At 71.0% G+C, this 12,455-nt stretch carries 11 protein-coding genes; 6 read left to right on the forward strand and 5 right to left on the reverse strand.

Annotated elements, in window-relative coordinates; translation table 11 throughout:
• Positions 1-77 precede the first annotated feature (77 nt).
• Positions 78-2,177, forward strand: coding sequence for a protein kinase domain-containing protein (locus tag Q8A52_RS16040; RefSeq protein WP_316752471.1), 2,100 nt, complete (start codon positions 78-80; stop codon positions 2,175-2,177).
• Positions 2,178-2,241: 64 nt separating this feature from the next.
• Here Q8A52_RS16040 and Q8A52_RS16045 read toward each other — a convergent pair whose 3' ends face one another.
• The gene (locus tag Q8A52_RS16045; protein ID WP_316752473.1) at positions 2,242-2,814 is read right to left on the reverse strand and encodes a dihydrofolate reductase family protein; all 573 of its coding nucleotides are present in this window, start codon (positions 2,812-2,814) and stop codon (positions 2,242-2,244) included.
• A gap of 897 nt (positions 2,815-3,711) precedes the next feature.
• Between Q8A52_RS16045 and Q8A52_RS16050 the strand changes: the two genes are divergently transcribed.
• Both Q8A52_RS16050 and Q8A52_RS16055 read left to right on the forward strand, forming a co-directional pair.
• Positions 3,712-4,074 (forward strand): ADP-ribosylglycohydrolase family protein, encoded by a 363-nt coding sequence (locus Q8A52_RS16050; protein WP_316752475.1) that lies wholly within the window; start codon positions 3,712-3,714, stop codon positions 4,072-4,074.
• A 19-nt stretch (positions 4,075-4,093) separates the two neighbouring features.
• The gene (locus Q8A52_RS16055) at positions 4,094-4,342 is read left to right on the forward strand and encodes a hypothetical protein (RefSeq protein ID WP_316752477.1); all 249 of its coding nucleotides are present in this window, start codon (positions 4,094-4,096) and stop codon (positions 4,340-4,342) included.
• 159 nt (positions 4,343-4,501) lie between these two features.
• Here Q8A52_RS16055 and Q8A52_RS16060 read toward each other — a convergent pair whose 3' ends face one another.
• From Q8A52_RS16060 to Q8A52_RS16070, 3 genes are all read right to left on the reverse strand, one after another.
• Complete coding sequence (locus Q8A52_RS16060; RefSeq protein ID WP_316752479.1) at positions 4,502-4,795, reverse strand: hypothetical protein; 294 nt, start codon at positions 4,793-4,795, stop codon at positions 4,502-4,504.
• Positions 4,796-5,160: 365 nt separating this feature from the next.
• The gene (locus Q8A52_RS16065; protein ID WP_316752481.1) at positions 5,161-5,955 is read right to left on the reverse strand and encodes a patatin-like phospholipase family protein; all 795 of its coding nucleotides are present in this window, start codon (positions 5,953-5,955) and stop codon (positions 5,161-5,163) included.
• Between the two features lie 46 nt (positions 5,956-6,001).
• On the reverse strand, positions 6,002-6,805 hold the full coding sequence (locus Q8A52_RS16070) for an SDR family NAD(P)-dependent oxidoreductase (RefSeq protein WP_316752483.1): 804 nt from the start codon (positions 6,803-6,805) through the stop codon (positions 6,002-6,004).
• A gap of 88 nt (positions 6,806-6,893) precedes the next feature.
• On the opposite strand from Q8A52_RS16070, the gene Q8A52_RS16075 reads away from it, so the two are divergent.
• The gene (locus Q8A52_RS16075) at positions 6,894-7,508 is read left to right on the forward strand and encodes a TetR family transcriptional regulator (RefSeq protein WP_316752485.1); all 615 of its coding nucleotides are present in this window, start codon (positions 6,894-6,896) and stop codon (positions 7,506-7,508) included.
• Positions 7,509-7,817: 309 nt separating this feature from the next.
• On the opposite strand, the gene Q8A52_RS16080 is transcribed toward Q8A52_RS16075, so the two are convergent.
• On the reverse strand, positions 7,818-8,705 hold the full coding sequence (locus Q8A52_RS16080; protein ID WP_316752487.1) for a hypothetical protein: 888 nt from the start codon (positions 8,703-8,705) through the stop codon (positions 7,818-7,820).
• A 933-nt stretch (positions 8,706-9,638) separates the two neighbouring features.
• On the opposite strand from Q8A52_RS16080, the gene Q8A52_RS16085 reads away from it, so the two are divergent.
• Both Q8A52_RS16085 and Q8A52_RS16090 read left to right on the forward strand, forming a co-directional pair.
• Positions 9,639-10,988, forward strand: coding sequence for a S28 family serine protease (locus Q8A52_RS16085; protein WP_316752488.1), 1,350 nt, complete (start codon positions 9,639-9,641; stop codon positions 10,986-10,988).
• A 586-nt stretch (positions 10,989-11,574) separates the two neighbouring features.
• The gene (locus tag Q8A52_RS16090) at positions 11,575-12,156 is read left to right on the forward strand and encodes a DUF6434 domain-containing protein (protein WP_316752490.1); all 582 of its coding nucleotides are present in this window, start codon (positions 11,575-11,577) and stop codon (positions 12,154-12,156) included.
• Positions 12,157-12,455: the final 299 nt, after the last annotated feature.

A 12,455-nucleotide genomic window follows, 5' to 3' on the forward strand; every position in this document is an offset into this window, starting at 1 on the left:
GACGGCCGCTTGACGGGCATCGGGGGCGGGGTGGCGAGTTCCCGAAGCCGCGCCGGAGGAGCGAGATGGGGGGAGTCATGAGGCCGCTCGAAGCGGGCGATCCCGCCTCTGTCGGGGAGGGCAAGTACCGGCTGGTCGGACGGCTCGGCCAAGGCGGAATGGGCGTCGTCTACTTCGGCCGGTCGCGTTCGGGCCGGCCCGTGGCCGTCAAGGTCGTACGGCCCGAGCTGAGCACGGAACCGGGATTCCGGCGTAGGTTCGCCGAGGAAGTGTCCGCGGCCCGCCGCGTCGGCGGCTTCCACACCGCGCCGGTCGTGGACGCCGACCCGGAGGGGGAGCCGGCCTGGCTGGTGACGGCCTACGTGCCCGGACCCACCCTGCAGGCGGTGCTCGACCGGGTGAGCCCCCTTCCCGTGGACACGCTCACCGTGCTGGCCGCCGGCCTCGCCGAGGCGCTGGCGGCGATTCACCAGGCCGGAGTCATCCACCGCGACCTGAAGCCCGCCAACATCATCATCGCGGAGGACGGCCCCCGGGTCATCGACTTCGGCATCGCGCGGGCCCTCGACGGTACGGCCCTGACACAGACCGGGTTCCAGATCGGCACCCCCGGCTTTCTCGCGCCGGAGCAGCTCACCGGGGGTACGCTCACTCCAGCGGTGGACATGTTCGCCCTGGGCGTGGTGCTCGCCCAGGCGGCGGGCGTCGCTCCTTTCGGCGACGGGGCGTCGGCGGCCCGGCACTATCGCGTCGTCCACGAACAGCCGGACCTCACGGGCGTCCCTGGCCGGCTGCGCGGGCTCGTCGCGGCCTGCCTGGCCAAGGACCCACGCGACCGCCCCGGTCCGATGGAGTTCCTGAATCACCTGACGGTCCATCATCCGTCGGACGACGTTTGGCTGCCCGCGGAGGCGACCGCGCTCGTACGGAGCCAGGACCCGGCGGCGTACGTCGCACCGCCGGATCGCCCGGCAGCCGCGCCCGCCGACCCGCGCACGACCATGTCTGCCCCACCGACGGTTGCCGAGGGGACGGCCGTGGCCTCCCACCCCCTGACCGTCCAGCCACCGCCCGGCCCCGGCTTCGGGCCCGCGCCCAACCTCAGACCCGACCCTGCATCGCCGCTCGGCGGCCCTGTCCCACCCGGCGGCCCCTTCCCGCCCGGCGGAAACGGACCGGCGGGCGGTACGGGGGAGCGGCGGGGTCGTCGCGGGACGGTCGTCGCCGTGGCGGCGCTGCTCGCCGCGGCGGCCACCGCGGGCCTGCTCGTTTGGCAGCCCTGGGCCGGTTCCGCCAAGACGGGCGACAGCGGCAAGGGTGCCTCGTCGTCGCCCCGGCGATCGACCCCCGCGGCGTTTCCCGACGCCCCGCTGCTCGTCCGGCTGGACACGGACCCCGGATCGTCGACCTCGACATGCCACAGTGTGATCGGCCGCCGCGATTCCGCCACGGACAACCCGAAACAGCTGATCGACGGCACATGCGACGTCCTCCCGCAGTGGTCCCCCGACCACAAGTCCTTCGCGTTCACACGCAAGACGTCGCAGGAGTCGGCCGTCTGGACGGCGAACGCGGACGGCACCGGCGCCCGCCGCATCGCCGCCATCTCCGGCGGCCGGGTGTCCTGGTCCCCGGACGGCAGTCGACTGGCCGTCCTGCGTCGGGAGGGCGGGGTGCAGCAGTTGTCCGTGGTGAACGTCTCGGACGGCTCCGCGCAGCAACTGACCACCGGCACCGGGAAGGTGGAGGACCCGGCCTGGTCCCCCGACGGCAGGTACATCGCCATCTGTCTGCAGAAGACGTCGGGCTGGCAGATCCACCTGGTCGATCCGTCGCAGCCGGGCAGTGAACCCCGGCAGGTGACCCACCAGTCCCGGCGGGCGCTCGACCCCGTCTGGTCGCCGGACGGCAAGTACTTCGCCTACACCGCCGGGGCGCCCGGCGTGGGGACAGGGGGAGACATCCACATCGTCGGGACTGACGGCACGGGCGACAGAGCACTGGTCGCGACCGCCGCCCAGGAGATGGACCCGGTCTGGTCTCCGGACGGCAAGTGGGTGGCCTTCGTCCGGGGGCCCTTCGACCAACCGGCCATCTGGGCCGTCCGCACGGACGGTACCGGCGACCGCAAGCTCACCACCGGCAGCATGCCGGAAGGCCACCCCTCCTGGCGCTGAGGCGGGGACACGGGCACTCGCGGCGCGCTGGACTGGAAAGGAGCGCCGCCCGCCGCAGAACTTGTCAGTGGACGACGTCGAAGACCTGCTTCTGCAGGCCGTTGGCGTAGACGTCGTGCTCGACCAGCTTCAGCTTCTGGGTGTCCTTGTCCGCAGTGTTGAACAGACGCTTGCCCGCGCCGAGCAGCAGCGGGAAGACCAGCAGGTGGTAGCGGTCGATCAGGCCCGCGTCCGAGAGACTGTGGTTCAGGGAGGCGCTGCCATGGACGATGATCGGGCCCCCGTCGGTCTCCTTCAGGGCGGCGACCTGGTCGAGTGAGCGCAGGATCGTGGTCTCGCCCCAGTTCGAGACCAGGTCGTCGTCGGTCAGGGTGGTGGAGACGACGTACTTCGGCATCGACTTGTAGTCGGAGAATTCCTCCATGTCCGGCCACACCGGGCTGAACGCCTGGTAGCTGACCCTGCCCATCAGGATCGCGGTGGCTTCCTTCTGCTCCAGCCCCTTGATCTCGAACGCCTCGGGGATGAACTCGACGTCCTTGAAGGTCCATCCGGCGTTCCGGTATCCGGGTTCGCCACCCGGCGCCTCCACGACGCCGTCGAGCGAGATGAAGGCAGTGCTGATCAGAGTACGCATCCTTGTTTCCTTGATGTCTCGTGTCCGGTATTCGATTGCCGCGTGAGCGCTTCGGTCGCGCTCGAGGCGGCGGTGTCCCGTGAGGATCCACTGGAGAGCGCCGCGAAAGGCGGCTGTTCCGACGTCGCTGCCGGGCCCTGGTGCAGCCCGATGACGAGGCGGTGCCGCCGGCCGCTTGCCGCGGACTTGTCGTGTCGGCGACCGGCCAGGGCCGTCGCCGGTCGGGTCAGCTCCTCGGCGAAGGCCGCCCGGTCGGCCGCGGAGGCGAACCGGATCTCGGCGTCGATGCCGAGCGTTGCGGCCCGGTGCGGGGCCTGTGAGGCCAGGGCGAGCTGAGCCCCGACCTCTTGGACCAGCCGGAAGGCGAGGGCCGGCAGCCGACGGGCGGCGCGAGGGGCCGGGGCTCACGGCACCCAAGGCACTGGGGCCCGGGCCGCTCCAGTTCCTGCAGGTGGCAGTCGACCTTCTGCCAGGCCAGGCCCAGCCGGGCCGCCGGCATCGTGGCCGGGCCCGGCTCGGCCAGGGCGGCGAGGGTCCTCGCCCGGATGGGGGCCAGTGACACCTCGGCCGCGGCGGGGTCTTCGATATCAGCGACGTCCAGCACGCTCTCAGCCTCCCTCCGACAAAATAATTTGTCAAGGAAAAATGAGTTGTCGGATGGGGGTCGCAGCCGGATGCGGACCGGCGGGGCTTCGAACGGGCCGGGAGGGAATCCGGGTGCACAGCGGTGGGGTGCGCTGGCAGCATGCGGCCCGTGTTCCTCAACGATGCCGCCCGTGATTCCCTGGAGGGCCTACCCCTCGGAGACGCTTTCGGGGAGCGCTGGTTTCCGCGCTTCCGTCCCGCTCAGGAGGCTTTCGAGGCGATCCAGGAGCGACGGACCCCCGAGGAGCCGTCGTGGCACTGGACGGACGACACGGCAATGGCGCTCTCGGTCTGCCGAGTCCTGTCCTGGAGACGCACGGCGCGGTTCACCAGGACGACCTAGCGGCGACGTTCGCTGCGACCTACCTCTTCGACGCCGCCCGCGGATACGGATACGGCATGCACGAGCTGTTGCCCAAGCTCGCTGAGCGGCCGTCGAGTTGGCGAGTCCACAGGCGGGGCCTCTTGGACGGCCAGGGCAGTCTCGGCAACGGGGCGGCGATGCGGGTGGCGCCCTTGGGTGCGTGGTTCTGCGACGACCTGGAGGAAGTGGCCGAGCAGGCAGCGGTCTCCGCCGATGGCCATGGGCCGGCCGGCGCCCGACGTCCACCGTGAGCTCCACCGGTTCCACGTCATGGGCAACATCGTTGCCGTCGAGCTGACGATCCAGGGCACCTTCACCGGGCCGTTCGAGACGCCCGCCGGCGTCATCCAGCCGACCGGCGCCAAGCTCGACGTCCCAACCGCCGACTTCTGGTTCATCGAAGACGGCAGGATCAAGGAGTTCAACCGCTACGTGGGCGCCAGCGTCATGCTCGCCCAGCTGGGTGTGCAGCCGGACTTCGCCTCCGCCGTCACGGCGTCGACCGTCGAGGCGAGCTGATCGGCCCGGCCGATCATGAAGGAGGCGCGCGACTGCGAGGCCGTGGCGCCACCTCCTGATCCCACCCGCTTGCACAGTCCGGGGCCCGAAGTCCGGACCTGCTCGCTCCGCGCCGCACAACTGGGCAGCTTTTCGGCGAACCCACCCCGGAGCAGCGGGTCACTCTCCGTCGATGTTCGGCCGGACCTCCACGATGGCGTCGGCGTCCTCGGCCTCGCCCTCCTCCTCGCGCCAGAGGCAGACCCGCACGTGCTTCGCCCGGTGAAGGCCGCGTGCCTTCCACTCGCTCATCAGGTCGGCGACGACGAGCGAGAGAGCGTACTGGGGTCCCTCGCTCGAATCGTCGGCGGTGATCGTGCCCCGCCACCGTTCGGGGTCGCTGCCGTAGGGGCGCCATCCCTCCGAGCCGTGCGGCTCGAACACCCGGTACGCCCAGTCCGTCTCGGTGCCCATAGCACCGATCGTGTCACTCAGGAGCATCATGCGCTGTGTCGGACCGACGCCTGCCGAGCGCGGGTCGGCCACAGACAACAACTGCCCCACGTCATCGAGTGGGATTCGGGGGAGCATGAGAGGCTGCCGCCGGCCGGCGGCCGATCATCGGTACCTGCCTCAAGGAGCGTGGCGGATGACGTGCCCGTGGTGGCCTTCCCCGCCCTGATGCCTCGGCCGCTCCTGCGGCGATCCTTCGGCACCGCCCGGAAGCGGCGGTGTCCGCGGATCACCCGTCGGCTGACGATTCCGGTGGCTCTGGCGGGTGGACGGGCGAGGCCACCCCGACCAGCCGCCCACCACTCTCACCTGTGCCATCACCCGAACTACGCTGCTGTGCGGCCTCTCTCGATGCCCGCCTGTGCGCGTCCGAGGGTGTATGCCTGTTCGGCCAGTGCGGGGTTCATCATGGCCGGGCCGCCCGCGCCCAGCGTGAAGACTTCGGGAGAGGGCTCCACTGTCAGCAGGGCGACGCCCGCAGCACGTAGCTCCGCGATCTCTTGTTGGACCGTCTGGAAAGCGGCTGGCGGTTGGTCGAGGGGAAAGCACGACGGGACCACCATGCGCTCGGCGTCGGCGGCGGCCCGGGCGTTGACATGGCTGAGCACGCCGCCGTCCAGGTAGCGGCGTCCGCCGATGGTCACGGGTGCGAAGAGGACCGGCGCGGCGCAGCCGGCGGCGACGGCGAGATGCAGCTCCACCGCGGAGTCGGCGGTCCACACCACGACCTCGCCTGTGTCGATGGCGGTCGCGGTGCACCGGAACGTCGTCGGCCAGGCCTGGCCGACGAGGTCGGTGACCAGTCCGAGGAACGACGCCTCGTCGAGCAGAGTGCGGTGCTGTACGGCGAGTCGCCCGATCGACCGCAGCGCCTCGGGTCCCTGGCTGGCCTGCGCCATCGCGGCGAGGAGAACCTGCGAACCCTCCGCCAACTGGTCCGCGCTCATGGCCTGCGCCATCCTGGCGAGCGAGCGCAACGCGCCCGACAAGTCGGCTCCACGAGCCAGGAACGCCCCCACCAGCGCTCCTGCGGAGGTGCCGACGACCAAGTCGGCACCGGACAGATCGCAGCCGGACTCGGCCAGCCCGGTCAGCAGGCCGACCTGTCGGCCGATCGCCACCGGGCCGCCTCCACCCCACCCAGAACGACAGCCTTCCCGCCCATCGTCATGCCCCCTCGGCGGTGAGTCGGCCGACGGCCCGGATGACCTGCCGCCGGGTGGCCAGACGGCGGGCGAGGAAGGCCATCACCCGGTTCAGGCTTCCCGTGATGACGCTGGGCGGCGGGTTCCTGCGGTCGAGTGCGGCCAGCGCGGTGCGGACGACGTCGACGGGCGAGGCGAGCTTGGTCCCGCCGGCGGCACGCTCGGTGCCCACGACATCGAAGAACTCGGTCCGGGTGGCGCCGGGGGACAGGGCCAGCACCCGCAGACCGGTGCCGCGGGACTCCTCCCACAGCGCCTCGGTGAGGCTCAGCACGAACGCCTTGGTCGCCCCGTAGAGCGCCATGCGGGGGTTGGGCTGGTAGGCGGCCATGCTCGCCACATTGACCAGCACCCCGCGGCCCGCCGTCCGCAGCTGCCCGATGAAGGCGCGGCTGATGTCCGCCACCGCGGTCACATCGACGGCGATCTCGCGCCGCAGCCGCTCAGGATCCGCCTGGTGGAAGGGGCCGAAGGTGGCGAACCCGGCGTTGTTGATCACGCTGGTGACGGACAGGCCGAGCCGCTCCAACCGTTCGGCCAGCGCCTGCCCGGGGGTGCCGACGGACAGGTCCATCGCCAGCACGTGCACCTGGATCCCGTGGCGTGCGTGCAGGTCGGCGGCCAGTTCCTCCAGGCGTTCCTTGCGCCGTGCGACCAGCACCAGGTCGGAGCCGCGGGCGGCCAGCCGGCGGGCGAACTCGGCGCCGAGGCCCGCGCTGGCACCGGTGATCAGGGTGGTCTGGCCGTTGTAGTCGACCGCTGTCATGACTTTCTCCTCTGTGCAGTCACTGCCTACCTGGCAGTTAATGCCAAGCTGGCGGCTACTGTCCAGAGGGGCGGTAGTCTTGGGTCACATGACGACCTTGTGGGATCGATCGCGGCAGGCCGCCGTCCAGGCGATCCTGGACACGGCGCTGCGGCTGTTCGCCGAGCAGGGCTACGAGCAGACCACGATCGCGCAGATCGCGCGGGAGGCGGGGATCTCGCAGCGCTCCCTGTTCCGCTACTTCGGGACCAAGGAGGACCTGGTCTGCGGGGACCAGGAGGCGCTGGGCGAGCTGCTGAAGCAGACGGTCGAGCGGCAGCCGGCGGAAGTGTCCCCCTGGGATGCCCTGCGCACCGGATTCGAGGTCATCCTCACCGCCGACCACACCCCGGAGCGGGTGCTGGAGCTGTCCCGCCTGATCTTCGCGACCCCCTCGCTGCGCGCCCGCTACGTCGAGAAGCGGCTGCGCTGGCAGGCCGACCTCGTTCCGGTCATCCAGGCCCGCCTGAGCGCCGTCACCGTTGCCGACCAGGCCACCGGCCCGGCGCTCGGCCCGGCCGCCGACCCACGCGCCAAGGCGATCGTCGCGACGGTCTTCGCCTGCGTCGACACGGCCACCGAACTGTGGGCCGAGCACGAGGGACGGCTCGACCTCGCGGACCTCTACGACCAGTGCCTCGCGGCGGTGCGGGGCCGAGGCTGAGACGCGCACCCGCTTGCTCGCGCGGAGATCGTGAGCTCTGCACCGCGTCTGGTCGGACAGAGATGTCGCGGTGATGTGTCAGTTGTGGTCGATGCGTCAGCTGTGAGAACAGCCGCAGGCCGGAGCCTGCGGCTGTCAGGGACGACCAACACGGTGGAGGACGGCGGGCAGGCCGGTGAGTCCGTACGGGACGCGGATGAGCCCCCGGACTGCCGGACCAGGCTCACGATCCGGTGATCTGAAAGAAACGCCCTGGCCGCAGGGGCGTTCGCCGGATTCGGGCAGGCTACCCGCCCGCCGAGGGGCGTCCTAAGGGCGCCAGTCCGCCTCCAGGTCATGGGAGTCGGTCTTGGTGAGCTGGGTCAGTCCGGTGCCGTCGGCCCGTACCAGGTAGAGGTGTTCGGGGTCCGCGTCGTCGGCACCGCCCCTGGTGAAGACCAGGCGGCTGCCGTCGGGAGACCAGGAGGGGTACTTGTCGTTGAGGCGGGCGGCGGTGATGCGGTGCAGTCCGGTGCCGTCGGGGCGGACGACGTAGAGGTGGGCGAAGCCCGAGGAGTCCACGCGGCTGAAGGCGATCCGGTTGTTGTGCGACCAGTCGGGCGTCCAGTCGTGGGAACCCGCCCCGGTGATGGCCGTCTGCGCCATGGTGGACAGCCGGATCCGCATCACCCTGCTGTGTCCGGCCGCGTCCGCACGGTTGAAGGCCAGGTACTTGCCGTCCGGGGACCAGGTCGGATGGAGGTCGTCCGCGGCGGTGTGGGTGAGCCGGGTGGCGGGGGTGCCGTCGATGTCGGCCACATAGATCTCGCGCTGGGTGCCGACCGGCTTGGCGTAGGCGATCCGCTTGCCGTCCGGGGACCACGCCGGGTCGGAGGCGCCCTTGGTGCCGGGGACGACCTTCAGGTCGCCGCCCGTGCTCTTCATCGTCCAGATGCCGTCGATGGCGCCACCGGATCCGTAGCGGACGAAGGCCACCCGCTTGCCGTCCGGGGACCAACTGGGCATAACGTCGCTGACAGTGGCGGTGTGGGTCAGCTGGACGGGTGTGCCGCCACTGGGGGAGATCCCGTAGAGGTCTTCGATGGGCGCTGTTGCGGTATAGCGGGCGAAGACGATCGGGTGGTCCCCGACCGCCCCCGCGTCTCCTGCGGCCCCGAGGGTCAGTGGTACGGCCATGGCGAGCGCCGCGGCGGTCACCGCCGCTCGGCGGCGCGCTGTGCGGTTCCCGCCGATTCTGCCGATCCCGCCGGTTCTGCGAGCGCTGCCGACGGTTCTGCCTTTGTCTGTGCGGTGCTGTTGGCGCGTCAAGGGTCACCCCGTTCCGTCCCGGCGGCCCGCTGCGGGCCGCTCCGGCCGGTAAAGATCCCACCCGATGGGGCCCTGGGGGAAGCGACGGAACCTGGCGGTACGAGCCCTGTGACATGTTCCGTACATCGCTGTCACATATGATCCGGTGCGGACGTGCGGCGGCCGTGGATCAGGTGCCGGCGGGGGCCTCGGGGTGACAGGCGGGGGCGTGTCGCTGTCGGGTGAACTCCTTGCGCGGGACCGCGCCCGTCGTCACAGCACGCGGCCGACTGCTGGCCGCAATGGGGAGCGGGTGTGGCCGACGTGCGCCGTTCTGCACTACGCCGTCGTCGACGGTGGGCAGCGGCGGAAGTTGCGGGTGTGCGTGGAGGTCTCCCGCTGCACGGTGAGCAGTGAGCGGCCGGCGGTGAAGCGGATCGAGTAGGCGCGGCGCTTCCGTCACGAGGCCCAGCCTGTCGGCCGGGGCCGGCCCGCGTCGGACGGCCCCTCTGGTTGCGCTGGTGTCCGGTCTTGCCCCAGGTGCTTTTCATGCTCACCGGCGGTTGCCCTGCCAGGCCACGGGAGCGGATGGGGCTCGGGTTGCCGTTGGCCTCTGGGGTTCGGCAGGTCGTTGTGGTGGTAGGGCCTGGCTCTTGAGTCCTGTCCGGAAAGGTGATCGCAGGGGACCGTCTCCCCCGCCCGGGGGAGACGGTCCCCCCGGGCGCGGGATCTTGGTGGGGCGCCCGCCGGCTGTACTGGAACGGTCAGCCAGTCAGGGAAGAGACCGCTGCGCCGCTCCGGGGTTGGTGCCCTCGCGGTGGTCATGGCTCAGGAGGAATCACGATGCACACGTGGACGAGACGGCGCCTGCTGACCTCGGCGGCGTTGACGGCGGGCCTCGCCGTCACGGCGGCCGCCCCCGCAACGGCCGCGGTGCGGCAGCGGACCCGCCTCGGCGGCGACGACATACTGACCGCTCTGCGGGCCCTGCCGGGGCTGAGCATGCTCGAGGAACGCCAAGGCGCCGAGCCCGGCTACCGCTTCTTCGTCCTCGGCCTGCGCCAGCCGGCAGACCACACGAACCCCGCGGCCGGGACCTTCGAGCAGCGCCTGACCCTGCTGCACACCTCCGTCGACCGCCCCACCGTCCTGTTCAGCACGGGCTACGAGGCGGTACTCAGCCCCCGACGGGCCGAACCGACCGTGCTGCTGGGCGGCAACCAACTCCAGGTCGAGCACCGCTTTTTCGGCACCTCGCGCCCCGCGAACGCCGACCACTCCCTGCTGACGATCCGCCAGGCCGCCGACGACCACCACCGTGTCGTCCGCCTCTTCCGCCGTCTGTACCGCGGCGCGTGGATCTCCATCGGCAGCAGCAAGGGCGGCATGGCCAGCATCTATCACCGCCGCTTCCACCCCCACGACGTGGACGGCACGGTCGCCTACTCCGCCCCGAACAACGTCGACGACCGTGACGACACCGCGTACTTGCGGTTCCTGGAGAGCGTGGGCACCGCAGATTGCCGCGAGGCCCTGCGGACCGTGCAGCGACAGGCCTTGCTGCGCCGCGCCGAGCTGGTCGCCCGCTACGAGGCCTGGGCCGCCGCCGGCAACACCGCGTTCCGGATCGTCGGCAGCGCCGACAAGGCCCTCGAAATCGCAGTCCTGCGGGCCCCGTTCATGTTCTGGCAGCGCAACACCGCCGCAGACCGTGCCTCCATACCCGGCCCGGGCGCCGGCACCGACGAGCTGTACGCGTGGCTGGACGACATCACGGGCCTACCTCTCTACGCCGACGCGGACCTGCAGCACTACGTCCCGTACTTCTACCAACTCGGCACCCAGCTCGGTTACTTCGACCTCGCCACCCGTCACCTGTCCGACCTCCTGAGGTATCCGAACGCCATCGAGCCCCGTACGTTCGTCCCGCGTGACATCCCGATGCGCTTCGATCGTGACGCCATGCCGGACATCGACCGTTGGGTGCGCCGCCATGGCAGCCGGCTGCTCTTCGTCAACGGCGCCCAGGACCCCTCCGTCGCCGAGCCCTTCCGGCCCAGCACGCGCGACTCCCGCATCCTGTGGGACCCCGACGCCAATCACGGGACGGCGATCGCCGACCTGCCCCCCGCCGACCGTGCGGAGGCCGTCGGCATGCTCACCCGCTGGGCGGGGAGCCCGTCTCTTCGGTGAGACCGCCGGGACCCTGGTTCTCGAAGGCCGGTCAGCATCGGGAGTTCTGCCTCCCGAAATCGACGCGTTGTGCGCCGTGTGAACCTCGAGTCTGCACGGCCAACGGTGTCGCGCGTCCGGGCGCCGCGCTCCCGATGAACGCCAGCCATCGGGTCATCGTGAACGGTCCCGGCAGCCGGCCCGACGAGCGGCCCAAGAACCCCGCCGACACCAGCCGTAGCCGACAAGGACCAGTTGAGCCCGTGACTCAGGCTCCGGCAGACAGGCATCCTGGGACGGATCCTGGAGATTCGGGCGGCTGGCGCAGCCTTCGACGAGTCCTGAGTTCCAGGGCGGGGTGAGTCCGGCGACGACGGCGTCGCGGCACCGGTCGATGCCAGCGGGGAGGGTGTCAGGTCGTCCTGCCGGATGACGTCGAGCCATTCGGGCGCGCGTTCGCCCGGACGCTCGGTGAGGATGGCCGCGAAAGACCGGACGCGGCGGGGTGGTCGGCCGCTCAGACCGGCCCAGCCCCCCCGGGAACGGCCCACCCAGCCACGACCAGAACGGACGAACCCCTAGGACGCAGTCCGGCAGAATGACGGCCGTGAACGAGAATCGGAACACCAGTACGACAGCCGGCGAGTCCAGGCCGGCGCTGACGGCCGACCTCACCGGTGCCGAGCTGCTGCGCTGGTACTGGACGCTGGACGAGCTCACCGGGCTCGCCCGCACGTTGGGCGTCGCGCGGCACGGCGGCAAGGCGGCGCTCACCGCCCGGCTCGCCGCGGCGCTGGACGGCCTGCCGCTGCCGGCCGCCCCGGTCCGCCGTGGCCCGGCGACCGCGCAGTTGGCCGAGCCCGTCGACGCCGACACCGTGATCCCGGCCGGCCAGCGGTGCAGCCAGGTCCTGCGGAGGTACTTCGTCGAGGCGATCGGCCCCGGCTTCCACTTCGACGCCTTCATGCGCGACTTCATCGCCCAGAATCCTGGCCGGACCCTGGCGGACGCGGTTGCCCACTGGCACACCACCCGCCCGGATGCGGCCAGGCCCCGCGAGATCGATGAGCAGTTCGAGTTCAACCGCTTCACCAGCGCCTGGCACCGCCAGAACCCGGCCGGCACCCGCGCCCAGGCTCTCGAAGCCTGGTACGCCCACCGCGCACTCCCCAAAGCCCCCGGCGGCTGACGGCAGACGCTCGTCGGGCGAGGACGGACTCGAACCGCCACAGCCGAAGAGCCGATGCCTGGTTCAGCCGTGTCAGCGGGCGCGAGTGCTTGGTCGCCTGGCTTCAACACGCCTACTCCGAGCGGTCCTCGCCCGGCGTCCTGGACCGCCCTGGAACCGAGGACATCGGCGCAACCTCCCGACCTCTGAGGAGAGCCGGTGTTGCACTCTGTGATGGGAAGATTTTGTTGAGTTACCGTCGTATCCGGAGTAGGTCGTATCTGAAGTAGCTCAGAACGGTCCGGCAAGCGCTTCGACGG

Source organism: Streptomyces herbicida, assembly GCF_032656585.1.
In the GTDB taxonomy this organism is placed as follows: domain Bacteria; phylum Actinomycetota; class Actinomycetes; order Streptomycetales; family Streptomycetaceae; genus Streptomyces; species Streptomyces herbicida.

Coding starts and splice junctions, on each gene's coding strand:
- Q8A52_RS16040 (WP_316752471.1), top strand. CDS start 78: ATGAGGCCGCTCGAAGCGGGCGATCCCGCCTCTGTCGGGGAGGGCAAG.
- Q8A52_RS16045 (WP_316752473.1), bottom strand. CDS start 2,814: ATGCGTACTCTGATCAGCACTGCCTTCATCTCGCTCGACGGCGTCGTG.
- Q8A52_RS16055 (WP_316752477.1), top strand. CDS start 4,094: ATGGGCAACATCGTTGCCGTCGAGCTGACGATCCAGGGCACCTTCACC.
- Q8A52_RS16060 (WP_316752479.1), bottom strand. CDS start 4,795: ATGGGCACCGAGACGGACTGGGCGTACCGGGTGTTCGAGCCGCACGGC.
- Q8A52_RS16070 (WP_316752483.1), bottom strand. CDS start 6,805: ATGACAGCGGTCGACTACAACGGCCAGACCACCCTGATCACCGGTGCC.
- Q8A52_RS16075 (WP_316752485.1), top strand. CDS start 6,894: ATGACGACCTTGTGGGATCGATCGCGGCAGGCCGCCGTCCAGGCGATC.
- Q8A52_RS16085 (WP_316752488.1), top strand. CDS start 9,639: ATGCACACGTGGACGAGACGGCGCCTGCTGACCTCGGCGGCGTTGACG.